Genomic DNA, 20615 nt, shown 5'->3' with positions numbered 1-20615 from the left:
AATGCGTATGACAACGCCTTAACAGAGGAAGAGGTTACATGGCTGGACATTCTGGCGGTCCCTGGGGGGGCGGCGGAAATTCGGGCGGCAACAGCGGCGGCGGCGGCGACGATGGCCGCGGCGGCAATCGCGGCGGGCGGCGCCCGCCGGAGGGCGGCTCGCAGATGCCCGAGATCGACGAACTGGTGAAGAAGGGTCAGGACCAGCTCAAGGTTCTGATGGGCGGCCGCGGTGGCGGTGGCCGCGGCGGCGGCGGCCCGGACGGGGGCGGCCCGTCTTTCGGCCGGGGAAGCGTGCTGCTTGGCGGGGCGATCGCGCTCGTCCTGTGGGGCGCGGCGAGCTTCTACACCGTCAAGCCGGAAGAACAGTCCGTCGAGCTGTTCCTCGGCAGCTTCTCGTCGGTGGGCACGCCGGGCCTCAACTTCGCGCCATGGCCCTTGATGACTTACGAAGTGGTCAACGTCACCTCGGAACGCACCGAGGACATCGGCACCACCGGCGGCCGGAACAGCGACGGGTTGATGCTGACGACCGACGCCAACATCGTCGACATCGACTTCCAGGTCGTCTGGAACGTCAAGGACCCGTCGAAGCTGTTGTTCAACATCCGCGACCCGCAACTGACGGTCCGGGCGGTGTCGGACGCGACGATGCGCGAGATCATTGCGCGCAGCAACCTGTCGCCCATTCTCAACCGTGACCGCGGCATCATTGCCGACTCCGCCCGCCAGAGCATCCAAGAGACGCTGGACGCGTACGATAGCGGCATCAACGTCGTGCGCCTCAACCTCGACACGGCCGACCCCCCGCAACAGGTGATCGACGCGTTCCGCGAGGTGCAGGCCGCCGAGCAGGAGCGTGACCGGCTGCAACGCGAGGCCGACGCCTATGCCAACCGGGTTCTGGCCGAATCCCGCGGCCAGGCCGCGCAGATCGTGCAGGAGGCCGAGGGGTATCGTGCACGCGTGGTCAACGAGGCGATCGGCGAGGCGAGCCGCTTCGTCTCCGTCGCACGGGAGTTCAACCAGGCCCCTGCCGTCACGCAGCGGCGCCTCTATCTCGAGACTGTCGAGCGGACGCTTGGCAACGTCGACAAGATGATCATCGACGAATCACTCGCCGGCAGCGGCGACGGCAATGGCGTCGTGCCATACCTGCCGCTCGACCAGTTGAAGCGCTCCGGCACCACCCAGAACGGCGCGTCGAGTAACAGCCAAGACGGAGGCCAGTGACATGCGCAAATCGATCCTAATCCTTCCGGCGCTGGTCGTCCTTCTCATTGTCTTCCTGTCCGCGATCTTCGTCGTGGACGAACGGCAAAAGGCGCTCGTGCTTCAGTTCGGCCAGATCAAGCAGGTCGTGGAAGAGCCCGGGCTGGGCTTCAAGCTGCCCGTCATCCAGGAAGTGGTGCGGTATGACGACCGGATCCTGTCCTTCGACAGCGAAACGATCGAGGTGACGCCGTCGGATGATCGCCGCCTCGTGGTGGATGCGTTCGCCCGGTATCGCATCGATGATGTGGTGCAGTTCCGCCAGGCCGTTGGTATCGGTGGTATACGGGCCGCCGAAGATCGCCTGTCCTCGATCCTCAATGCCCAGATCCGCGAGGTGCTCGGCTCTGACCAAGTGACATCCGACACTATCCTGTCAGCGGAGCGGGGTGACCTTGCGCGGCGCATCCAGCAAGCGGCAAGCATCAGTGCCGACAGCCTCGGGCTCGACATCGTCGATGTCCGGCTGAAGCAGACCAACCTGCCCCGGCAGAACCTCGAAGCGACCTTCGCGCGGATGCGGGCCGAGCGTGAACGCGAGGCCGCTGACGAGATCGCACGTGGTAACGAGGCGGCACAGCGCGTGCGCGCCGCCGCCGACCGGACCGTGACCGAAACCGTGTCGAACGCCAAGCGCGAGGCGGAGATCATCCGAGGCGAGGCCGATGCCGAGCGCAGCCGGATCTACGCGGAAGCCTTCGGTAGCAACGAGGAATTCTTCGCCTTCTACCGGTCCCTTTCGGCGGTGGAGCGGTCGCTGGCCGAGCGCAACTCGTCGCTGGTCTTCACGCCGGAAAGCGGCTTGCTGGCGGAAATGTTCGACCCGATCCGTGCCAGCGGTCTCGGCAAGGTCGATGCGGATTCGGTCGATATCGACACCCTGCGCGACATGGCGCCGTCGCCGGAGATTTCCGAGGACCTGCCCGAGCGCGAGCGCGAGCGCATCAAGGAAGAGCAGGAGCGCCTGCAGGAGGGCGATACCTCCGGCGCGACCGGCGACAGCGACGCAGCGCCCGAGCAACCGGACGAAGGAGCCGGTGACCAGGCCGAGCAGTAATGGGAACCGTTTTCCTGGCCATCGGTCTGGTTCTCGTCGTGGAGGGGCTGGTCTATGCGCTGGCCCCTTCGCTCGTGGAGCAGTTGCTGGCCGCTCTCAGGGCGGTGCCGGAAGATCGCCGGCGCCTGATCGGCCTTGGCTCCATCGCGTTCGGTCTGGTGCTGCTGTGGTGCGCGAAAATGCTTGGCGCCTGAGCGTCGGGAACGGCGGTCACGTGTTCGTGACAACATTCATGCCCCTTTGAGAACGCCACGCCGCTGCCTACATTGGAAGCAACCATTTTCCAGACCGGCCCAGAGGCCGGGAAACCGGAGGAGAAACGCAGTGTCTTCAAAAGCCATATCGATTCGAAACGATCATCCGGGCGCGCTGCGGGCGTTCTGGCTGACGGCCCTGGCGATGGGGCTCATCATTGCTCAGGCCATTGCCGCGCAAGCGCGCCCCGAAAGCTTTGCCGACCTTGCCGAAAAGGTCAGCCCGGCGGTTGTGAACATCACCACCTCCACCGTGGTTTCGCAGGGCACGGGCCCCTCGCCGATCGTCCCCGAGGGGTCGCCCTTCGAGGATTTCTTCCGCGAATTCCAGGACCGTAACGGTGATCGTCCCCGCCGGACCTCGGCGCTCGGCTCGGGGTTCGTGATATCCGAGGACGGCTACGTGGTGACGAACAATCACGTCATCGAAAAGGCCGACGAGGTGATCGTCGAATTCTTTTCGGGCAAGGAGCTGACGGCCGAGGTCGTTGGAACCGACCCCAAGACGGATATAGCCCTGCTCAAGGTCAAGGCGGAAGAGCCGCTGCCCTTCGTCAGTTTCGGTGACAGCGACACGGCGCGCGTGGGCGATTGGGTGATCGCCATGGGCAACCCTCTGGGGCAGGGGTTCTCGGTCAGCGCCGGCATCGTGTCGGCGCGTAACCGCGCGCTCAGCGGCACGTATGACGACTACATCCAGACCGACGCGGCCATCAACCGTGGCAACTCGGGCGGTCCGCTGTTCAACATGAACGGCGACGTGGTCGGCGTGAACACCGCCATCCTCAGCCCCGACGGCGGCTCGATCGGCATCGGCTTCTCGATGGCGTCCAATGTCGTGACGCGCGTCGTGGACCAGCTGCGCGAATATGGCGAGACGCGCCGCGGCTGGCTGGGCGTCCGTATCCAGGACGTGACCGAGGACGTGGCCGAAGCGATTGGCCTGGAGGAGGTTGCCGGGGCCCTGGTGACGGACGTGCCCGAAGGCCCTGCCGCCGAGGCCGGCGTCAAGGCGGGGGACGTGATCCTGTCCTTTGATGGCAAGGAAGTCGATGACACCCGTCAGCTCGTGCGGATCGTCGGCAACGCCGAGGTCGGCAAGACGGTGCGAGTCGTGGTGTTCCGCGACGGCAAGACCAAGACGCTGAAGGTGACGCTCGGCCGGCGCGAGGTTGCCGAGGGGTCGGTGCCGGCTGCGCAACCCGGCACGGACCCGCAGGAACCGGAAGAAAAGAGCATGATGGGGCTGACCCTGACCCCGCTCAACGACGAGCTGCGCAGCCAGCTTGATCTGGGCGAGGACGCCACCGGCCTCGTGGTCAAGGACATCGAGAGCCTGTCGGAGGCGTATGACAAGGGGCTGCGTGCGGGCGATGTGATCGCAGAGGCCGGCCAGGAGAAACTGCGCAGCATTTCCGACTTCGAGGACAAGATCGCCGAGGCAAGAGAGGCTGGCCGCAAGTCCATCCTGCTTCTGGTCCGCCGCGCGGGCGAGCCGCGCTTCGTGGCGCTGTCGGTCGATCAGGACAACGACGGCTAAGCACGTTTTCCCGCGCTTTGCGATCAGAAAGGGGCGTCCCGCGGGACGCCCCTTTTCGTTTGCGTTCAGCCCTGCGTGCCGGCCCGGCGCGCGGCGGCGAGTTCGCCCATGGAGTGAAACATCATGTCGTAACGGGGCATGTCGCCGGGATGACGTGTGGCGCCGAATCCCGGCGTGTCGTGGCGGCGGTAGATCCAGCAATTCGCCAACCCGTGACGGTTTGCCGGACCGTGATCGTGGAACATGCTCTCGGCCACGTGCAGGATCCCGTGCTTTTCAACGCCCAGCCGGGCGAGGTTTTCGAGCATGTAGTCGAAATTTCGGTCGGCGGGCTTGTAGGAGCCGATATCGCCAGCCGTGTAGGCCGCGTCGAAGATGATCCCGAGCTTCCGCTCGGACAGGGCGAAACTGTGGTTGTCCACGTTGGAAAGCACCACCAACCGGTAGTGCTGTTTCAGATAGGCCAGAGCCGCCGCGCTGTCATCGAAGGCCGGCCAGTCACCGACGGAGTTGCCGTAGGCAAGGCATTCCTCCCACGGCGCGGAAACTCCCCATTCCTCGGCCAGCCGTTTGTAGACCACGGCCAAAAGCTCGGGGTAGGGCCGGGACGGCGTCCAGGCCTGCGCGGTCGATTCGTGATGGGCGTGGGCCTCCAGAACGGTATCGCGGTCCAGCCCGCCCACCCTGTCGGTCAGCGGTTTCAGGCCATTGACCATTCCGGTTTCCCAGTCGATCAGCGTGCCGTAGACATCGAAGGTCAGCGTCGTGAAGTCGGTGAGGTCCACCTGTTGCCTCCTTGGAATGGCGCTGGCACGCGCGGCTGTATCCGGCCCGGCCGACGGTGCCGCCCGGCGCATCCACCCGTGGGCGCGCAGCTTGGAACAGCCGCTTCTCAGAGCGGCTGCGTCGTGTAATCCACCTCGTCAGGATAGAAGGAAGCCTCGATCGGCGTGGTGTGCACCCGCCTCAGGAACCCGTCCTCGACCCGGCTGATGTACTGGTGGCCGAACACCTGGTGCGTTTTGCCGTTGAAAACCTTGGCGCCCTGTGGATGCGCGCGGGAATGGGGCATGTCGGTCATCGCCTCGACCGCCTCGATCAGGGCAGGGCGATCCTTGGGACCGGCGTAGCCTGCGGCCTCCATGCCGCGTTTGAGGATGTGCAGCGTTTCCCAGCATCCGAACATGTGGCCATAGGTCGACACGTCGGTGGGGGCGCTGACCGAGGCGCCGCGGTCATCCACGCCGACCTTTTCGCGATAGAACCTGTCGTACTCCGACTGGTCGGGCTGTGCGTGGCGCGGCATTCCCTCCCAGAAATACGTGCCGTCGAGGAATTCCAGCCCCGGGCTGGCCATGTCGACCGCTTCCAGGCTGTCGATGAAGCCGAAAATCTCGGGGCGCGAGGGCCCGAAGAATTCGCCCAGCTCCTTGACGAAGGTCAGCACCGCCGGCCCCACCATCACGTGATAAAGCACCTCGGTGTCACGCGGGATCTTCGGAAAGTACTTTGTGAACGATGTCTCCGACGGCGGGATGGCGATCTTGGCCAGCACCTCTCCGCCCTGTTCCTCGATCGCCGGCTCGAGGTTGTCGCGGTGGTTATAGCCGAACCCGTAATCGGGAAAGATCATCGTGACCTTCTTGCCAAGGTTCCCGGCGATGTATGGCGCCATTGCGATGACCTGGCTTTTGACGTCCGTGATGCCGGGCTGAAGCGTGTAGCGGTTGAGCTGGCCCGAAGAGACATGCGTGCCCTCCGAGACGACGAAATACGGCAGTTTCAGCTCTCCCGCGCGGGGAGCGGAGCCGATGACAACGTGCGAGAACAGCGTGCCGAAACCCACGTCGCACCGGTGCTGGTTGGCGAACTTCTCGATCACCTCGGCGCCGCGCTTGGGATCGGTGCCATCATCCTCGGCGATGATCTGCACCTCGCGGCCATTGATCCCGCCCGCCGCGTTGATGAGCTGCGCGGCGGCCTGCGTGGTGCGGTCGTACCAGCGGCCATATGCCGCGCCAATTCCCGTGCGATGCACCTGGAAGCCGACCTTGATGGGCGCGGATGACTGCGCGTGCGTGAACCTCGCCCAGAGCGGAAGCGTTGCGGCCCCCGCGGCGCCCCCCGCCAGTGTCTTGAGCGCGCCGCGGCGCGTCGTGCCTTGGACCCGTCTGGTCATGGCAAAATCTCCTTGTTGCGTGCGTGAGACATCGTTGCCCGACGCGAGTTGCCCCGACTCTGCGGAGCGTGTCGCGGTTTGTCCAGTCGTTTGCGCCGGTCATACCCCGCGGGGCGACGCCAGCAGCCACAGCCCGAAAAAGGTGTAGGCCACCATGAAAACGGCCAGCGGCGCCTGCCCCAGCACCGCCCGTCGGGTGCTCCCCGAGTCCCGCACAGCCAGCGCGTGGGCCAGCAGGATGGCGACGACGTGGCCGATAACCACCGCGCCCGCCTGCGCGAGAAAGATCGCCCTGACGGTGCCGGGCGTATTGAAGAAACCGGTCGTCACGTAGAAGTCGCCCAGCCCCAGCAGGTTCGCACCGGTATTCATCGGGTCGTTGAGCAGCTTGACGACATACTGGCCCTCCACCAGCAGAACGGTCAGGTAGTGGGCGACATGATATCCAAGCGCGATCGGCAGGATTGACGGGGCGAACAGCCGTATGGCGTGGCCAAGCGGCCGCCCTGTCCCGGCAAGCCGCTCTCCCAGCCAGAGCGACGCGGCGAAGATGGACAACAGCGCCGCATTGGCCACGACCAGCCCGATCAGGTTCTCGCGGACAACGACCGACCGGCCCGGAAATTCGAGCGGGTTGAGCCCGATGAGCCCGATCCACCAGAAAGTTTCGTTCAGCCCGTCGAAGCTCCCCGTTCCGAGCAGGACCACCATGAAAACGGCCAGCGCCAGCGGCGGCGCCGGCCGGGCCAGCACCTGCCAGCCCGGCAAACCGATCGCCGCCCGGCCCCGCGACCGGCCCAGCATCGCCGTGCGCCGGTAGGCGCGCATCAGCACGGTCAGCGCCTCGCCCCGTGTCATCCATGCCGGGCCAAACAGCACCAGCCCCATCAGCATCGCGTACCAGTAGAACCCCGCGACGGCCGCGAGCCGCGCCGGATCGGTGGGTGCGGTATCGGCCAGCAGGAACCCGGCAAAGGCGAGGAACCCCGCCAATGCCGGCCAGTGACCCAGCCGGCGCGGGTAGCGCAACGGCGCCCGCGTGCCGGTCGCGCGCGCCAGCAGGGCGGCGACGCCGGTCCACGGGTTCGTCCACCGCCAGTGATTGCCGATCAACCCCTGCACGGTGACCATGGCGATCCACCAAACCGTCCAGACGAAGAGCGGCATGGGATTCGCCGTCGGGTCGCGCGGGCCGGTAAAGCCGCGCCAGACCAGAAATCCCACAAGCAGCGTGGCCAGGCAGCTCGTGACATGCCGTGTCGTCGTGGCGGGCACCTTGGGCAGCGGGGCGGTCCGGAATAGCGCATGCGCCGTGCCGGGGGGCAGAATGGCAAGCAGAACGACCGTCAGCGCCACGCTCGCCGCCCCGGCGGAGATGTAGATGTCGGTGGGCAGCAGCAGGACAAAGCCCTGTTCGGACGCGTGCGCCAGAACGGCCACGGCCGACAGAACGGTCAGAAGAGTTGCAGCGATCAATGTCCGCATCTGCGGCCCCCCCCTGAACCATGCCGTGTGCAGGGTACTGTCCACCGGCACCGATAAAAGGGGCAAATTGCCGCCTGCCGGGGCTCAGTGGTCGTCGTCGCGGATGATGTCCGGCACGCCCAGCCGTTCGATCAGGCGGTTCGTCTCGCGCTCGACCAGCCCGATATTGCTGTCGCGCACGGTGGGCAGCAGGGCGCGCGCGCGGCGCACCTCGCCGTAATCCACCTGCGCCGTGATAAGTTCCGGCGCATCACCCGCCACCGCCAGCGTTTCGCCGAAGGGTCCGAGGATGCGCGAGCCGCCCCAGAAGGTCAGGTCCATCTCCGGCCCCACGCGGTTCACCATCACCGAGGGCGCGCCGTACATCATCGAGTAGAAATGCATCGTTGCGGCCCACCCGCTGGGGTTGTCGAAGGCCTCCCCCACCGCCTCGACCCCGGAGGAGATGGGGGACACCAGGAGCGTCGCACCGTGCAGGAACGCCAGATGCGTCAACGCTGGGTTCCACAGGTCCGCGCAGATAAGCAACCCCAGCCGCCAGTCGCGCGTGATCTCCAGCGTGTCCACGAAACGGCCCTGCGCGTAATACTTCGTCTCGATCAGCTTGCCGTAGGAGGGCAGGTTGATCTTGCGGTGGATGTAGACCAGCTTGCCATTCTTGTAGACGCCCGCGGCGTTGTAGAACTGCGCGCCCGGCCCCTCCTCGATGAAGCCCGCGATGACGATCATCTCGCCCGCCGCACGGGAAAGTTCCAGCAGGCGCGGGTCGCGGCTGTTCATGGTCACGTCCAGCAACTCCTCGGCGCCGTAATGGCCCACAAGGCTCAGCTCGGGAAACACCAGCAGGTCGGCACCAGCGGCCCGGGCCTTGTCGACCCAGTCGTGATGCGCGGTGAAATTGGCCTTCAGATCGCCTATGGCGCTGGCGAATTGCGCGGCGGCGAGCGTGAGGGGACGGGGCATGGGCGATCCTCCGGCTGGGCGTTTCACCAAGCCCTGCATGGGCCGGTGCGGGGCGTCAACATGTGCGGCGGCCGGATTCTGCGTCCGGCACCTCGGTTGGACGCCCTTGAAATCACAAGCCCTTGCAACAGTTCGTCGGCGGCATTTGGAATCCACGCCTCCCGGGGAGAAGGCTGGTTATGCTTTACAGGCTCATCTATCTCAGCTCGGCATCCGGGGCGTTCCGGCCCCAAGATATTGACAGCATCCTTCGCACGGCGCGCGGCGCGAACCCGCCCGCGGGGATCACAGGTTTGCTGATCTACCAAGACGGGAGTTTCCTGCAGGTTCTGGAGGGCCCCCGCGATGCCGTCGAGGCATGTTATGCACGGATCGAGCAGGACCCCCGTCATCACGGTTGCGCGCGCGTCATCGCGGAAGAGGTGGAGGCCCGCATCTTCGGTGACTGGGAGATGGCAGCCATACCGCTGGAGGAGGCGCCGGCCGAGGCACGCGAGGGGTTTGTCAACCTGCGCCGGCTGCATAAGAGTGACACGATGCGCCGCGCCAGCAGCGACCCGGCCTGCCACGTTTTCATCGAAAGCTTCCTGCTGTCATTCCGCGGCGGTTAGCTCACCTCTGGGGCGGGTGACGGTAGGTTGCCCATTGGTCGCGTGATGCCGCCCGCGTCCGCGCAGGGGTTTATCGGCATGAGGCGGCGTGGCCCGGGCAGGGGCCATTCCCGGTGCGCGACGTCCCTCGCCCCCGCTGGGCGGCAGGCATCAGCCGTCGCGCGGGGGCACGACGTTGCGCGATGCCAGCGTTTCGAAGATGTTCAGCACCTCGGCCTCGGTCGCGCGCTCCACGGCGCCATCGCGCACGGCCTCCATGCTCCAGACCCAGCTTTCCGCGGGGTCGTCGCGCATCGCCCAGCCGGGAAAGAGGCGTGCGGCAACGGGGCGGTCCACGAGACAGGTCACCTCTACATGCCGGTCGTCGCGCGCGATCCGGCGGTAGGCATCGCGCACCTTGTCCCCGGGGCCCTCCAGCAGTTGCAGGTAAAGGTCCTGACGGGCGATCAGCGCCCCGGTGATGTCGTCGCGCGCGTTGGCGCGGCGGGCATCCATCAGGATGTTGGACAGGATCGACTGGTCGTAACCGAACGGGCGCGAGGCGTAGACAAGCTGATGCAGGGCCATTGGCGAGATCCTTTCGCGATCAGGCTACGGGCAGATGCCGGGTTTGTCGATGGGCGGGCGCGGACGGGTAGGGTGGGCAATCCTGCCCGCCCCAAAGGCTCGTCTGCTGTGATGCCTGCGCGCGGGATCGAGGCGTGCGGCGGAGATTTGGTGGCCACATGCACGCTGCCCGTCGATGCGCGACCCACCCTACGATTGCTGTCGCCCCTTGGGCTTACCGCGACAACCCGCCATGCAGCGTCGGCACGTCGAGCGCGGCAAAGCCGTAGTGCCGCAGCCAGCGCAAATCGCTGTCGAAGAACGCCCGCAGGTCGGGGATGCCGTATTTCAGCATCGCGATCCGGTCGATCCCGAGGCCGAAGGCGAAGCCCTGCCAGTAGGCCGGGTCGATGTTGCCGGCCATCAGTACCTTGGGGTGCACCATGCCGGAGCCCAGGATTTCCAGCCAGTCGTCGCCCTCGCCCACCTTCAGCGTGCCGCCCTGCCACGAGCAGCGGATGTCGACCTCGGCCGAGGGCTCGGTGAAGGGGAAATGCGACGCGCGGAAGCGCAGCTCAACGTCGTCGACCTCGAAGAACGCCTTCACGAACTCTTCCAGGCACCATTTCAGGTTGGCCATGGAAATGTCGGTGTCGATCGCCAGCCCCTCGACCTGGTGGAACATCGGCGTGTGCGTCTGGTCGTAATCCGCGCGGTAGACGCGACCCGGGCAGATCACCCGCAGGGGCGCGCCGGCGAGCTCCATCGAGCGGATCTGCACCGGGCTGGTATGGGTGCGCAGCACGTCCGGCGCCCGCGTGTCGCCCTCTTCGCGGCACATGTAGAAGGTGTCCATCTCGGCCCGGGCGGGGTGGTGGCCGGGGATGTTGAGCGCGTCGAAATTGTGCCAGTCGCTCTCGATCTGCGGCCCCTCGGCCACGGAAAAGCCCATGTCGGCGAAGATCGCCGTGACCTCCTCGGTCACCTGGGACACGGGGTGGATGCTGCCCTGCCGGCGGGGGCGGCCGGGCAGCGTGACGTCGAGCCATTCGGCCCGCAGCCTCTCGTCCAGCGCGGCGTCTGCCAGTGCCTGCTTCTTGGCGGCCAGCGCGGCGTTGATCTCGTCCTTGAGCGCGTTGAGTTTCGGGCCGGCCTCCTTGCGTTCCTCCGGGCTCATCTTGCCCAGTTCGCGCATCTTCTGGCTGATCTCGCCCTTCTTGCCCACGGCCTGCACGCGCAGCTCTTCCAGCGCGGCCTCGTCGGCGGCCCCTGCGATGAGGGAAAGATACTTGTCGCGCAGATCGTCCATGGCGGCTGGCCTCCGGCAGTGTCGTCGCTGCATCTGCTAGCGGTGCGGGCGGGTGAATGCAAGCGGCGGGCACGGCCCGTAAAATCCGCCTAGAATGCAGACGAAGCGCCATGAAAACGCCGGAGCGCCGCCACGGCGCGCGGGCAGGGGAATGGCATCACGGGCGCGGGGCGGGGGCGCATCCACAGACCGGAGACCGTAATGCCGCACAAACCGATGCTTTCGCTTGTAACCTTCGCCGCCGCCATGGCCGTCGCCGGACAGGCCGCCGCCTTTGTCCTGTCGCCCCGTGGGGAGGATGGGCACCATCCGCGGCCACCCGAGGGATACAGCGGCCAGTGGTACACCACCCCCGGGGGATGCTCCTACTCGCGGGCAAGGGCACCGGGGTACCGCGTGACATGGCACCTGATCATCAATCCCCACCATATCGGCCAGCCACCCGCCAAGGCGAGCTGCCCGCCGATGCTGTGACGGCTATCTCAGGCCGGCGGCATATTCTGCGGTAAAGGCTGCATAGCCGTCGGCCGTGACCCTGTGCCGCCCTTTCATGTGGTCATGCAGTTCCGGCAGCTTGTGAAACGGGACGTTGGGCAGCGTGTGATGCTCGACGTGGTAGGGCATGTTCCACGCAAGGAACCGCACGACCCGGTTGGTGAGTGTCGTGCGCGTGTTGCTGAACATGTCCGTGACGAAGGCGCAGCGCCCGTGCTCGGCCAGCAGGTAGAGCCGGAGGAACGGCTGGCCCAGGAGGCATGGCAGGAGCCATACCCAGAACAGCAGCGGCGACACTGTGAGACTGGCGAGCGCCAGCGCATAGACAAGCAGCATGAGCCGCGCCTCCGCCCGTACCCGCGGGTGCGCGCGCTCCGGAACAAAGGGGCCCGGATCGCGCCCGGCCGCGTTGGCAAGCGTCTGCCGGATCATCGCCGTCCAGAATGGCAGGCCCGACACGTGACGGATATAGTCCGCCCGCGTCTCGGGCTTCTGCCCGGCGATCAGCTCGGGGTCCTTGCCGGGGATGTTGGTGTGGCGGTGATGGGCGAGGTGGAAATAGCGGAACCACTCGAACGGCTGGACGATCGGCAGCCCGGCGAGCCGCCCCACGCATTCGTTCAGCCAAGGCGTGGCAAACGGCGTCTTGTGCGTCGCCTCGTGCTGGAGGGTGAAGAGAAAGCACAGCGCGATCCCCTGCGCCACCAGCGCCAGAGGCCACAGCCACCAGCCCTGCGCGATCCAGGTGCCGAACAAGGCGATCAGCCCGAGATGTCCCGCAAGATGCCACAGCCCGGGCGCGTCCCGCGTCTGGCAGAGCCGCGCCAGCGTCTCGCGCGGAAGGGAGGCGGCGAATTGCTTGTGATCCATGGCACGAATGTCTGATCGCCGTGTCACGACGTCAATGGTGCACGACGCAAAGACGCCGCCGGCGATGTGCCGACGGCGCCCTTGTCTGGTCCCTCGAAGCGACCGGCTTACTTGGCCAAGGCGCTCTTTGCCTGCTCGACGATGGCGCCGAAGGCATCCGGCTCGTGCACGGCAAGGTCGGCCAGAACCTTGCGGTCCACGTCGATGCCGGCCAGGCTCAGCCCGTTGACGAACCGCGAATAGGTCAGGGTTTCGTCATGGGCGCGCACGGCGGCATTGATCCGCTGGATCCACAGGCTGCGGAAATTGCGCTTGCGGTTCCGGCGGTCGCGCGTGGCGTACTGGTTGGCCTTGTCGACGGCCTGCGTGGCCACCTTGAACGTGTTCTTGCGGCGGCCGTAATAGCCTTTCGCGGCGTTGGTGATTTTCTTGTGACGGGCGTGGGTAACGGTCCCACCTTTGACGCGTGCCATGGTTCAGGTCCTCCTCAGCGCGAATAGGGCATCATCGGCTTGATGATCTTCTCATCAGGCTTCGACAGCGTGGTGGTGCCCCGCGCGTTGCGGATGAACTTGTTGGTGCGCTTGATCATGCCGTGGCGCTTGCCCGCCTGTGCGGCGATCACGCGGCCCTTGGCCGACACCTTGAACCGCTTCTTGCAGCTCGACTTGGTCTTCATCTTGGGCATTTCCGGCTCCTCTCGGTCGGTCGTTGCACGCGACTCGGCATGCCACTCGGGCCGGACGCGTGGGTGAGCGGGCCGTATACGCGTGTCTCGCCGCCAAGGCAAGGGGGTCGGCGGCGGGATCGGGCCGCCGCATCAGCCCCGTGCCGTGCCGGCGTTCCGTTCCTGCAACGCCTGCCGAATGATCTGGGCTGACGAGGACAGGAAAAGGCCCGCCATGATCGTCGCGACGATGAGGTCCGGCCAGCCTGACGCCGTGCCCCACACCCCGAGCGCGGCGATCATGACCCCCACATTGCCGATCGCGTCGTTGCGCGAACACAGCCAGACGGACCGCACGTTCGCGTCGCCGTCCTTGTAGCGAACGAGCAACAGCACGCTGGCCATGTTCGCGGCCAGCGCGAGAAAGCCGATCGCCCCCATGATCCCGGCCTCCGGAACCCCGACGACGAACACCTTGTGCACCGTGCTGCCGAAAATCCATGCGCCCATGAGCAAGAGGCTGATGCCCTTGGCAAGCGCCGCCGCGGTGCGCACGCGCACCGAAGCCCCGATCACCGCGAGGGAAATGCCATAGGTCAAAGCGTCGCCCGCGAAATCCAGCGCGTCCGCCTTGAGCGCCTGCGACCCGGCCATGTGGCCCGCCCCCATCTCGACGAGAAACATGGCCGCGTTGATCGCGATGACCGCCCAGAGGCGTCGCCTGTAGTCACGCGACACCCCGTCGAAGCGCGCCGCGTGGCCGCAACATCCCGCCATTGATCACCTCTTTGATTCAGACGCGCCGAAACATAGTCTCTATAGTGGCTATAGCTTCAAGGGGTATACGATGTTTTCCATCGGGGATCTCGCACGCCGGACCGGGGTCAAGGTGCCTACCATCCGCTACTACGAATCAATGGGGCTGATCGCGCCGTCGGGCCGGACTACCGGCAACCAGCGCCGTTACGGAGAGACCGAACTGGAACAGCTCGCCTTCGTCCGCCATGCCCGCGAGCTGGGGTTCTCGCTGGAATCGATCGCCGCCCTGATCGACCTGCAGCGCCACCCGGACCGGCCCTGCCACGACGCCTCGGAGCTTGCGCAGGCCCAGCTTGGCGATGTCCGCGGCAAGATACGGCGCCTGCAGGCGCTGGAGCGCGAACTGGCCCGGATCGTCGAGGGCTGCAGCGGCGATGGCCCGGCGGGCGATTGCTACGTGCTTGCCTCCTTGGCGGATCACGGGCTGTGCGAGACGGAGCATTAGGCGCCGCCGCGTTCAGATCAGGTAGCGCGCGACCACCCTCACGAAGGCTTCGGGTATTTCCCTCAGGGAATAGCCCTCTGGCCGTTCCATGCTGGCCCATGCGACAAGGCAACCCGCGGCCGCGCCCATGATGATGCCCCCGCGGGGCCGGCGCCCCTCGGCCAGAGCCGATAGAGCCGCGGGCATGGCCAGAACGGCCAGCACGATACCGCTGGTGAACAGCAGGTCAGGGTCCAATCCGGGATGTCCTTTCGGGCCGTCGGTTTCCAGTCGCTCCCGACCCTAGCCCGGATCCGTGGAGTATATCAAACTTTCCTGGCAAGGGGCGACGCGCAGGATGTTGGTGGTGCCCGGCACGTTGAAGGGCACCCCTGCCGTGACAACGATCTGGTCGAGCGCCTCGGCATAGCCCTGTTCCCGCGCGGCGCGGGCGGCGTTGACCACGGCCATCTTGAAGCGGTCCAGCGGCCCGGTCATCACGCAGTTCACGCCCCATGACAGCGCCAGCCGGCGCGCGGTTTGGCGCATGTTCGTCATGGCGATGATGGGCACGCGCGGACGTTCGCGCGCGGTGAGCAGCGCGGTGGTTCCCGACTGGGTGAAACAACAGATCGCGACGATGTCGGTGGCCTCGGCGATCTCTCGCGCGGCGACCACGATCCCGTCGGCGACGCTGTTGCGGTTCACCACGCGCGACGCCTCTATGATCTGGGTATAGGTCGGGTCGTCCTCGACCTCGCGCGCGACATTGTCCATCGTGGTGACGGCCTCGACCGGATAGGCGCCCGCGGCGCTTTCCGCGCTCAGCATGACGGCGTCGGTGCCCTCGTAGATCGCGGCGGCCACGTCCGACACCTCCGCCCGCGTCGGTACCGGGCTCTCGATCATCGATTCCAGCATCTGCGTGGCCACTATGACGGGCTTGGCGGCGGTGCGGCACTTGCGCACCAGCCGTTTCTGGATGGGCGGCACGTTCTGCACCGGCAGCTCGACGCCCAGATCGCCGCGCGCCACCATGATCCCGTCCGACGCGGCGAGGATATTGTCGAACCATTCCACTGCCGAGGGCTTCTCGATCTTGCTGAGGATCGCCGCGCGGCCATTGGCCAGCTCGCGCGCCTCCTCGACATCCGCTGCCCGCTGAACGAAGCTCAGCGCCAGCCAGTCGACGCCGAGTTCGCAGGCGAATTCCAGATCCTCGCGGTCCTTGTCTGACAGCGCCGCGAGCGGCAGCACGACGTCCGGCACATTGACGCCCTTGCGGTTCGACACGGTGCCGCCGACCATGACCTCGGTATCGGCGAAATCGGGACCGCAGGCCGTGACCTTCAGGCGGATCTTGCCGTCATTGACCAGCAGCGTCGCGCCGGGTTCCAGCGCGGCGAATATCTCGGGGTGAGGCAGGCAGACGCGCGTTGCGTCGCCCTCGCTTTCGTCGAGATCGAGACGGAAGCACGCGCCTTCGTGCAGCTCCTCCTCGCCGTTTGCAAAGGTGCCGACCCGCAGTTTCGGCCCCTGAAGGTCGGCCAGTATGCCTATGGGGCTGTTCAGTTCCTCCTCGATCTGACGGATGATTCGGTGTTTTTCGCGGATCGACTCGTGGCTGCCATGGCTCATGTTGAGGCGGAACACGTCCGCCCCGGCCTCGTGCAGCGCGCGGATCATGTCGTAGGTTTCCGATGCCGGGCCGAGCGTGGCCACGATCTTGACGTTGCGGTGGCGTCTCATGCGGATGTCCTCAAGCTCCCTCACGCCCGATCATCGCGGGCGGTTGTTGCGTGTCAATGGTCGTCAGTCTTTCACGTTATCGCTAACAGTCGTTGCCGCGCGTATTACCAGTTTCACTTCCCGGCGCAACTGTCCTAAAGGGGCGGCAAGAGGCATGAAACCCCGATGACCTACCAACCGTTCCTTACCGAGGGCACCGGCCGGCCGGCGCGCTGGCTTGTCACCTGCGATCACGCCACCAACACGGTGCCGCCCTTTGTCAACGGCGGTACGCTCGGACTGGCCGAGGCCGACATGGAACGGCACATCGCCTACGACGTGGGGGCGGACGGCGTGGCGCGGGAACTCGCCCGGCAACTCGACGCCCCCTATATCGGCACGAATTTCTCGCGTCTCGTCATCGACCCCAACCGTGGCGAGGATGACCCGACCCTGCTGATGAAACTCTATGACGGCACCATCATCCCGGGGAACCGTCATGCCGACGAGGCCGAGCGCGAGCGTCGTCTGAACCGCTGCTACCGGCCGTATCACACTGCGCTTGCCCGGCTGGCGGCGCGGCGGGACGACACGGTGATCGTCTCGGTCCACAGCTTCACGCGGCAGTTGCACGGGCGGCCGCCGCGCCCGTGGCACCTGGGCATCCTTTATGCCGCCGACGAGCGGCTAACCCGCCCCCTCATCGGCCGCCTGCGGGAAGAACCCGGCCTTTGCGTCGGCGAGAACGAGCCCTACGGCGGCCACCTGCCGGGGGATGCCATCGCCCGCCACGCCATCGCCCACGAGCGCCCCAACGTCCTGCTGGAACTGCGCAACGACCTGATCGAGACCGAAGAGCAACAGCGTGAATGGGCCCGGCGTCTTGCCCCGATCCTGCAGGAGGCGGCCGAGCGCGCGGGGGTGTGAACCGTTGTCCTCCCGCAATTGTTGAAATTCCCGGATGCAGCCGCCGCCGGGCGGCATCCCGGACCATGGTGAAAGGACCCCGCATGCCGCATATCGTCATCGAACATTCCAGGGGGCTCGACCGGAGCCACGATCTGCAGGCGCTCTGCGACCGGCTGTGGGAAAGCTTCGCGGCCCATCCCTCGGTCAGCGGTCCCGAAACCGTGCGCGTGCGCTCCATCGCCGCCACCGCCAGCAGACTCGGGGTGGAGCCGCAGACATTCGCCCACGCGACACTCCTTCTGATTCCCGGCCGTGACGCGGCCACGCGCGCCGAGCTGGCGCAGATGATCATGGACCAGTTGCAGGCCCACCTGCCGGATGCAGGCAGCCTGACCGTGCGACTGGCCGACTTGAACCCGCCCTACCTCAAGCGCATGTTGTAGGCGGAAAGGAGGCAGCGATGGACGACCAAACCCGTACCGAGCTCGAGGCCGCGGCGTTCCGCAGGCTGCGCGAGCACCTGATGGAAAAGCGCACCGACGTGCAGAACATTGACCTGATGAACCTCGCCGGCTTCTGCCGTAACTGCCTCAGCCGCTGGTACCAGGAGGCGGCCAACGAACGTGGCATCGACCTTGGCAAGGAAGAGGCGCGGGAAATCTTCTACGGCATGCCCTATGACCAGTGGAAGGCGGAATTCCAGGCGGATGCCTCTCCCGATAAGCAGGATGCGTTCCGCACCGCCTTTGCGCGGAACGTGGGCGATAGCGAGTGACACCGCCCGGCTCTTGATCTGCCTCAAGCTGCGTCCGCCATGTCCATGATACGGTGCCTCCCGCCTGCTAGGAGGGGTCGACATGCGCGCGATGATCTTCGAAACGCCCGGCCAGCCGCTGGAACCGCGCGACATGCCCGTGCCGGCACCCGGTGCTGGGCAGGTTCTGATCAGGGTCGAGGCATGCGGCGTCTGCCGGACCGATCTGCACATCGTGGATGGTGAACTGACCGCCCCAAAGCTGCCGCTCGTGCCGGGGCACGAGGTGGTTGGCCGCATAGAGGGGCTGGGCGCCGGCGTGACCGGGTTGCGCAAGGGCGCGCGCGTCGGCGTGCCGTGGCTGGGCCATGCTTGTGGCGCGTGTCCCTATTGCCGGATGGGCCGCGAAAACCTCTGCGATGCGCCCCTGTTTACCGGCTATACCTTCGATGGCGGATACGCGGAGTACTGTCTTGCTCATACGGATTTCGTGTTCCCGCTTGATGACGAGGCCGACCCGGTGACGCTGGCGCCGCTGCTCTGCGCGGGGCTGATCGGTTACCGCAGCCTGTCGCTCGCCGGCGATGCGCGCACGATCGGCCTTTACGGTTTCGGCGCGGCCGCGCACATCCTGTGCCAGATCGCCGTCTGGCAGGGCCGCCGCGTTCTGGCCTTCACCCGCGACGGCGACACCGCCGCGCAGGACTTTGCCCGTCAGCTGGGGGCCGCGTGGGCCGGCGGCTCTTCGCAACCGTCACCGGACCCCCTGGATGCAGCGATCATTTTCGCGCCCGTGGGGGCGCTCGTTCCGGCGGCGCTGAAGGCGCTGCGCAAGGGCGGGCGCGTGGTGTGTGGCGGCATCCACATGAGCGACATTCCCTCGTTTCCCTATGCCGACCTCTGGCAAGAGCGCGAGATCCGCTCTGTCGCCAACCTGACGCGGGCGGATGGCGCGGCGTTCTTTCCGCTGGCGATGCAGGCAGGCGTAAAGACACAGGCCGTGCCGTATCCCCTCGGCGCGGCGAACCGGGCCCTCGATGACCTGCGTGCCGGGCGGCTTCAGGGCGCTGCCGTTCTGGTGCCGTGATCCCCCAACACGCACAGTGAAACGCGAATGAAAGGATCTGTCATGATCGAAGTCGAGTCCGCCACTGATACCGGTATCCTCGAAGTCCGGATGACCCCGCCCGTCACCGACAGCGACTATACCGAAACACTGCTGCCGGCCATCGATGCGGCCATCGCCAGCGGTGTGCGTGTGCGCATTCTGGCGATCGTCGAGGCCGGGTTCGCGGATTTCACGCTCGGCGCCATGCTGCAGGACGCGCGCGCGGGTCTCAAGCACTGGCGCGGTTTCGACCGCGCCGCGGTGGTCACGGACAACGCCGCGCTCAGGACGGCGGTCGCCGCGTTTTCTGTGTTCATGCCTTGCCCGGTCGCACGGTTCGGGATGAAGGAGCTGGAGGCGGCCCGCCGCTGGCTGCGCGAAAGCCTCGGCACGATACAGCAGGAAGAGATCGGCGATGGCGTCCTGCATGTCAGCCTGCGCGGCAAGCTGGATGCAGCCGCCTATGAAAACGACATCGAGGACCTCAACCGCTATCTCGCGCGTCACGACACGGTCCGCCTGTTGATCGATCTGCGTGATTTCGACGGGTGGCAGGGTCTTGACGCGCTGCGCGATCATTTCGAACTGGTCCGTGGGCATGTCGGCCGGGTGGAGCGCGCCGCCGTGGTCGGCGACGCCGGATGGCAGGACATGGCTGTGAGCGTCGGCAAACGCGTCTTCGGCGTCGAGGCGCGCCATTTCGCGGGCGACGCGTACGAGGCCGCCCGGGTGTGGCTGACTGCTTGATGCGGTCGCGGCGCCGGTTCAGATCGCCGCCTTTCGGCTTTCGTCGATGTAGATCTCGCGCAGTCGTCTGGACACCGTGCCGGGCGTCCCCTCGCCCAGGGGCACCCCGTCGATCTCCACCACCGGCATGACGAAGGTGCTGGCCGAGGTGATGAACGCCTCGTCGGCCTGCTGGGCCTCCTGGATCGTGAATGGGCGCTCCTCGACCTCCATCTGCGCCTCGCGCGCAAAGCGCAGGACCGCCGCGCGCGTGATGCCGTGAAGGATGTCGTTGCTGAGGTGCCGGGTGATGATCCTGTTGCCCTTGACGATGTAGGCGTTGTTGCTGGTGCCTTCGGTCACGGCGCCGTCCTCGACCATCCAGGCGTCGTCGGCTCCCGCCTTCTTGGCCATCATCTTGCCCATGGACGGGTAGAGCAGCTGTGTCGTCTTGATATCGCGCCGCCCCCAGCGGAGATCGTCGATGCTTATGACCTTCAGGCCCTTGCGCGCCGCCGGGCTGTCGGCCAGCCCCGGCTTGGACTGGGTGAACAGCACCAGCGTCGGTTCGGTTTGCCCGGGGTCGGGAAAGACGAAGTCCCGCTCCGCAGCGCCGCGCGTGACCTGCAGATAGACCAGCCCCTCGTCGATGTCGTTGAGGCGCACAAGCTCCCGGTGGATGTCCAGAAGCGCGTCGAAGGCCGCGGGCTTGGCCATGTCGAGTTCGGTCAGGGAACGTTCAAGACGCGCGAGGTGACCGTCGAAATCAATGAGCTTGCCGCCCAATACGCTCGTCACCTCGTAGACCCCGTCGCCCATCAGGAAGGCCCGGTCGAAGATCGATACGGTCGCCTCGGTTTCGGGCAGGTACTCTCCGTTCACGTATACTGTGCGCATGTG

General features: G+C 66.3%; 25 protein-coding genes. 12 read left to right on the top strand and 13 right to left on the bottom strand.

Annotated elements, in window-relative coordinates:
- Nucleotides 1-38: 38 nt before the first annotated feature.
- From hflK to ACH13J_RS08065, 4 genes are all read left to right on the top strand, one after another.
- On the top strand, nucleotides 39-1232 hold the full coding sequence (hflK, locus tag ACH13J_RS08080) for an FtsH protease activity modulator HflK (RefSeq protein WP_397542817.1): 1194 nt from the start codon (nucleotides 39-41) through the stop codon (nucleotides 1230-1232).
- 1 nt (nucleotide 1233) lies between these two features.
- Nucleotides 1234-2328 (top strand): SPFH domain-containing protein, encoded by a 1095-nt coding sequence (locus ACH13J_RS08075; protein ID WP_397542816.1) that lies wholly within the window; start codon nucleotides 1234-1236, stop codon nucleotides 2326-2328.
- Nucleotides 2328-2522 carry a DUF2065 domain-containing protein gene (locus ACH13J_RS08070; RefSeq protein ID WP_397542815.1) on the top strand — a complete coding sequence of 65 codons (195 nt, stop codon included), beginning with the start codon at nucleotides 2328-2330 and terminating at the stop codon, nucleotides 2520-2522. The genes ACH13J_RS08075 and ACH13J_RS08070 overlap by 1 nt, the downstream gene beginning before the upstream one ends.
- 205 nt (nucleotides 2523-2727) lie before the next feature.
- Entirely contained in the window at nucleotides 2728-4122 is a 1395-nt protein-coding gene (locus ACH13J_RS08065) for a Do family serine endopeptidase (RefSeq protein ID WP_397542853.1), read from the top strand.
- A 65-nt stretch (nucleotides 4123-4187) separates the two neighbouring features.
- Here ACH13J_RS08065 and ACH13J_RS08060 read toward each other — a convergent pair whose 3' ends face one another.
- The 4 genes from ACH13J_RS08060 to ACH13J_RS08045 form a co-directional block, all read right to left on the bottom strand.
- Nucleotides 4188-4907: a haloacid dehalogenase type II gene (locus ACH13J_RS08060; protein WP_397542814.1), complete on the bottom strand. Its 720-nt coding sequence runs from the start codon at nucleotides 4905-4907 to the stop codon at nucleotides 4188-4190.
- 107 nt (nucleotides 4908-5014) lie between these two features.
- On the bottom strand, nucleotides 5015-6301 hold the full coding sequence (locus ACH13J_RS08055; RefSeq protein ID WP_397542813.1) for an ABC transporter substrate-binding protein: 1287 nt from the start codon (nucleotides 6299-6301) through the stop codon (nucleotides 5015-5017).
- Between the two features lie 99 nt (nucleotides 6302-6400).
- A complete protein-coding gene (locus tag ACH13J_RS08050; RefSeq protein ID WP_397542812.1) occupies nucleotides 6401-7786 on the bottom strand; it encodes a hypothetical protein in 1386 nt (461 codons plus the stop codon).
- A gap of 84 nt (nucleotides 7787-7870) precedes the next feature.
- A complete protein-coding gene (locus tag ACH13J_RS08045) occupies nucleotides 7871-8749 on the bottom strand; it encodes a nitrilase-related carbon-nitrogen hydrolase (RefSeq protein ID WP_397542811.1) in 879 nt (292 codons plus the stop codon).
- Between the two features lie 179 nt (nucleotides 8750-8928).
- Between ACH13J_RS08045 and ACH13J_RS08040 the strand changes: the two genes are divergently transcribed.
- Nucleotides 8929-9360: a BLUF domain-containing protein gene (locus tag ACH13J_RS08040; protein WP_397542810.1), complete on the top strand. Its 432-nt coding sequence runs from the start codon at nucleotides 8929-8931 to the stop codon at nucleotides 9358-9360.
- A 150-nt stretch (nucleotides 9361-9510) separates the two neighbouring features.
- Here the strand turns inward: ACH13J_RS08040 and ACH13J_RS08035 are convergent, their stop codons facing one another.
- Both ACH13J_RS08035 and pheS read right to left on the bottom strand, forming a co-directional pair.
- A complete protein-coding gene (locus ACH13J_RS08035; protein ID WP_397542809.1) occupies nucleotides 9511-9927 on the bottom strand; it encodes a BLUF domain-containing protein in 417 nt (138 codons plus the stop codon).
- A gap of 214 nt (nucleotides 9928-10141) precedes the next feature.
- Nucleotides 10142-11215, bottom strand: a complete 1074-nt coding sequence (gene pheS / locus ACH13J_RS08030) for a phenylalanine--tRNA ligase subunit alpha (RefSeq protein ID WP_397542808.1) — start codon at nucleotides 11213-11215, stop codon at nucleotides 10142-10144.
- Between the two features lie 201 nt (nucleotides 11216-11416).
- On the opposite strand from pheS, the gene ACH13J_RS08025 reads away from it, so the two are divergent.
- Nucleotides 11417-11689, top strand: coding sequence for a hypothetical protein (locus ACH13J_RS08025; RefSeq protein ID WP_397542807.1), 273 nt, complete (start codon nucleotides 11417-11419; stop codon nucleotides 11687-11689).
- Nucleotides 11690-11692: 3 nt separating this feature from the next.
- Here ACH13J_RS08025 and ACH13J_RS08020 read toward each other — a convergent pair whose 3' ends face one another.
- The 4 genes from ACH13J_RS08020 to ACH13J_RS08005 form a co-directional block, all read right to left on the bottom strand.
- Entirely contained in the window at nucleotides 11693-12580 is an 888-nt protein-coding gene (locus tag ACH13J_RS08020; RefSeq protein WP_397542806.1) for a fatty acid desaturase family protein, read from the bottom strand.
- Nucleotides 12581-12687: 107 nt separating this feature from the next.
- Complete coding sequence (gene rplT, locus ACH13J_RS08015) at nucleotides 12688-13053, bottom strand: 50S ribosomal protein L20 (protein WP_397542805.1); 366 nt, start codon at nucleotides 13051-13053, stop codon at nucleotides 12688-12690.
- Between the two features lie 14 nt (nucleotides 13054-13067).
- The gene (rpmI, locus tag ACH13J_RS08010) at nucleotides 13068-13268 is read right to left on the bottom strand and encodes a 50S ribosomal protein L35 (RefSeq protein ID WP_397542804.1); all 201 of its coding nucleotides are present in this window, start codon (nucleotides 13266-13268) and stop codon (nucleotides 13068-13070) included.
- Between the two features lie 132 nt (nucleotides 13269-13400).
- On the bottom strand, nucleotides 13401-14024 hold the full coding sequence (locus ACH13J_RS08005; RefSeq protein WP_397542803.1) for a cation transporter: 624 nt from the start codon (nucleotides 14022-14024) through the stop codon (nucleotides 13401-13403).
- A 70-nt stretch (nucleotides 14025-14094) separates the two neighbouring features.
- On the opposite strand from ACH13J_RS08005, the gene ACH13J_RS08000 reads away from it, so the two are divergent.
- On the top strand, nucleotides 14095-14511 hold the full coding sequence (locus ACH13J_RS08000; RefSeq protein ID WP_397542802.1) for a MerR family DNA-binding protein: 417 nt from the start codon (nucleotides 14095-14097) through the stop codon (nucleotides 14509-14511).
- Nucleotides 14512-14523: 12 nt separating this feature from the next.
- On the opposite strand, the gene ACH13J_RS07995 is transcribed toward ACH13J_RS08000, so the two are convergent.
- Nucleotides 14524-14748 (bottom strand): hypothetical protein, encoded by a 225-nt coding sequence (locus ACH13J_RS07995; protein ID WP_397542801.1) that lies wholly within the window; start codon nucleotides 14746-14748, stop codon nucleotides 14524-14526.
- Nucleotides 14749-14793: 45 nt separating this feature from the next.
- On the bottom strand, nucleotides 14794-16239 hold the full coding sequence (gene pyk / locus ACH13J_RS07990) for a pyruvate kinase (protein WP_397542800.1): 1446 nt from the start codon (nucleotides 16237-16239) through the stop codon (nucleotides 14794-14796).
- Between the two features lie 165 nt (nucleotides 16240-16404).
- Here pyk and ACH13J_RS07985 point away from each other — a divergent pair, with 165 nt between their 5' ends.
- From ACH13J_RS07985 to ACH13J_RS07965, 5 genes are all read left to right on the top strand, one after another.
- Complete coding sequence (locus tag ACH13J_RS07985; protein ID WP_397542799.1) at nucleotides 16405-17145, top strand: N-formylglutamate amidohydrolase; 741 nt, start codon at nucleotides 16405-16407, stop codon at nucleotides 17143-17145.
- 83 nt (nucleotides 17146-17228) lie between these two features.
- Nucleotides 17229-17570 (top strand): 5-carboxymethyl-2-hydroxymuconate isomerase, encoded by a 342-nt coding sequence (locus ACH13J_RS07980; protein WP_397542798.1) that lies wholly within the window; start codon nucleotides 17229-17231, stop codon nucleotides 17568-17570.
- Between the two features lie 17 nt (nucleotides 17571-17587).
- Nucleotides 17588-17902, top strand: a complete 315-nt coding sequence (locus ACH13J_RS07975; protein WP_397542797.1) for a DUF1244 domain-containing protein — start codon at nucleotides 17588-17590, stop codon at nucleotides 17900-17902.
- 82 nt (nucleotides 17903-17984) lie between these two features.
- Nucleotides 17985-18968 carry a zinc-binding alcohol dehydrogenase family protein gene (locus ACH13J_RS07970; protein WP_397542796.1) on the top strand — a complete coding sequence of 328 codons (984 nt, stop codon included), beginning with the start codon at nucleotides 17985-17987 and terminating at the stop codon, nucleotides 18966-18968.
- Nucleotides 18969-19010: 42 nt separating this feature from the next.
- Nucleotides 19011-19736, top strand: coding sequence for an STAS/SEC14 domain-containing protein (locus ACH13J_RS07965; protein WP_397542795.1), 726 nt, complete (start codon nucleotides 19011-19013; stop codon nucleotides 19734-19736).
- 18 nt (nucleotides 19737-19754) lie between these two features.
- Here the strand turns inward: ACH13J_RS07965 and ACH13J_RS07960 are convergent, their stop codons facing one another.
- Nucleotides 19755-20612 carry a D-amino-acid transaminase gene (locus ACH13J_RS07960; protein WP_397542794.1) on the bottom strand — a complete coding sequence of 286 codons (858 nt, stop codon included), beginning with the start codon at nucleotides 20610-20612 and terminating at the stop codon, nucleotides 19755-19757.
- Nucleotides 20613-20615: the final 3 nt, after the last annotated feature.

Origin of the sequence: Roseovarius salis, from assembly GCF_044472985.1 — a bacterium.
GTDB classification, from domain to species: Bacteria; Pseudomonadota; Alphaproteobacteria; order Rhodobacterales; family Rhodobacteraceae; genus Roseovarius; species Roseovarius salis.
This window is presented reverse-complemented; position numbering and strand designations above follow the sequence as displayed.

Coding starts and splice junctions, on each gene's coding strand:
- hflK (WP_397542817.1), top strand. CDS start 39: ATGGCTGGACATTCTGGCGGTCCCTGGGGGGGCGGCGGAAATTCGGGC.
- ACH13J_RS08075 (WP_397542816.1), top strand. CDS start 1,234: ATGCGCAAATCGATCCTAATCCTTCCGGCGCTGGTCGTCCTTCTCATT.
- ACH13J_RS08070 (WP_397542815.1), top strand. CDS start 2,328: ATGGGAACCGTTTTCCTGGCCATCGGTCTGGTTCTCGTCGTGGAGGGG.
- ACH13J_RS08065 (WP_397542853.1), top strand. CDS start 2,728: ATGGGGCTCATCATTGCTCAGGCCATTGCCGCGCAAGCGCGCCCCGAA.
- ACH13J_RS08055 (WP_397542813.1), bottom strand. CDS start 6,301: ATGACCAGACGGGTCCAAGGCACGACGCGCCGCGGCGCGCTCAAGACA.
- ACH13J_RS08050 (WP_397542812.1), bottom strand. CDS start 7,786: ATGCGGACATTGATCGCTGCAACTCTTCTGACCGTTCTGTCGGCCGTG.
- ACH13J_RS08045 (WP_397542811.1), bottom strand. CDS start 8,749: ATGCCCCGTCCCCTCACGCTCGCCGCCGCGCAATTCGCCAGCGCCATA.
- ACH13J_RS08040 (WP_397542810.1), top strand. CDS start 8,929: ATGCTTTACAGGCTCATCTATCTCAGCTCGGCATCCGGGGCGTTCCGG.
- ACH13J_RS08035 (WP_397542809.1), bottom strand. CDS start 9,927: ATGGCCCTGCATCAGCTTGTCTACGCCTCGCGCCCGTTCGGTTACGAC.
- pheS (WP_397542808.1), bottom strand. CDS start 11,215: ATGGACGATCTGCGCGACAAGTATCTTTCCCTCATCGCAGGGGCCGCC.
- ACH13J_RS08025 (WP_397542807.1), top strand. CDS start 11,417: ATGCCGCACAAACCGATGCTTTCGCTTGTAACCTTCGCCGCCGCCATG.
- ACH13J_RS08020 (WP_397542806.1), bottom strand. CDS start 12,580: ATGGATCACAAGCAATTCGCCGCCTCCCTTCCGCGCGAGACGCTGGCG.
- rplT (WP_397542805.1), bottom strand. CDS start 13,053: ATGGCACGCGTCAAAGGTGGGACCGTTACCCACGCCCGTCACAAGAAA.
- rpmI (WP_397542804.1), bottom strand. CDS start 13,268: ATGCCCAAGATGAAGACCAAGTCGAGCTGCAAGAAGCGGTTCAAGGTG.
- ACH13J_RS08005 (WP_397542803.1), bottom strand. CDS start 14,024: ATGGCGGGATGTTGCGGCCACGCGGCGCGCTTCGACGGGGTGTCGCGT.
- ACH13J_RS08000 (WP_397542802.1), top strand. CDS start 14,095: ATGTTTTCCATCGGGGATCTCGCACGCCGGACCGGGGTCAAGGTGCCT.
- pyk (WP_397542800.1), bottom strand. CDS start 16,239: ATGAGACGCCACCGCAACGTCAAGATCGTGGCCACGCTCGGCCCGGCA.
- ACH13J_RS07985 (WP_397542799.1), top strand. CDS start 16,405: ATGACCTACCAACCGTTCCTTACCGAGGGCACCGGCCGGCCGGCGCGC.
- ACH13J_RS07980 (WP_397542798.1), top strand. CDS start 17,229: ATGCCGCATATCGTCATCGAACATTCCAGGGGGCTCGACCGGAGCCAC.
- ACH13J_RS07975 (WP_397542797.1), top strand. CDS start 17,588: ATGGACGACCAAACCCGTACCGAGCTCGAGGCCGCGGCGTTCCGCAGG.
- ACH13J_RS07970 (WP_397542796.1), top strand. CDS start 17,985: ATGCGCGCGATGATCTTCGAAACGCCCGGCCAGCCGCTGGAACCGCGC.
- ACH13J_RS07965 (WP_397542795.1), top strand. CDS start 19,011: ATGATCGAAGTCGAGTCCGCCACTGATACCGGTATCCTCGAAGTCCGG.
- ACH13J_RS07960 (WP_397542794.1), bottom strand. CDS start 20,612: ATGCGCACAGTATACGTGAACGGAGAGTACCTGCCCGAAACCGAGGCG.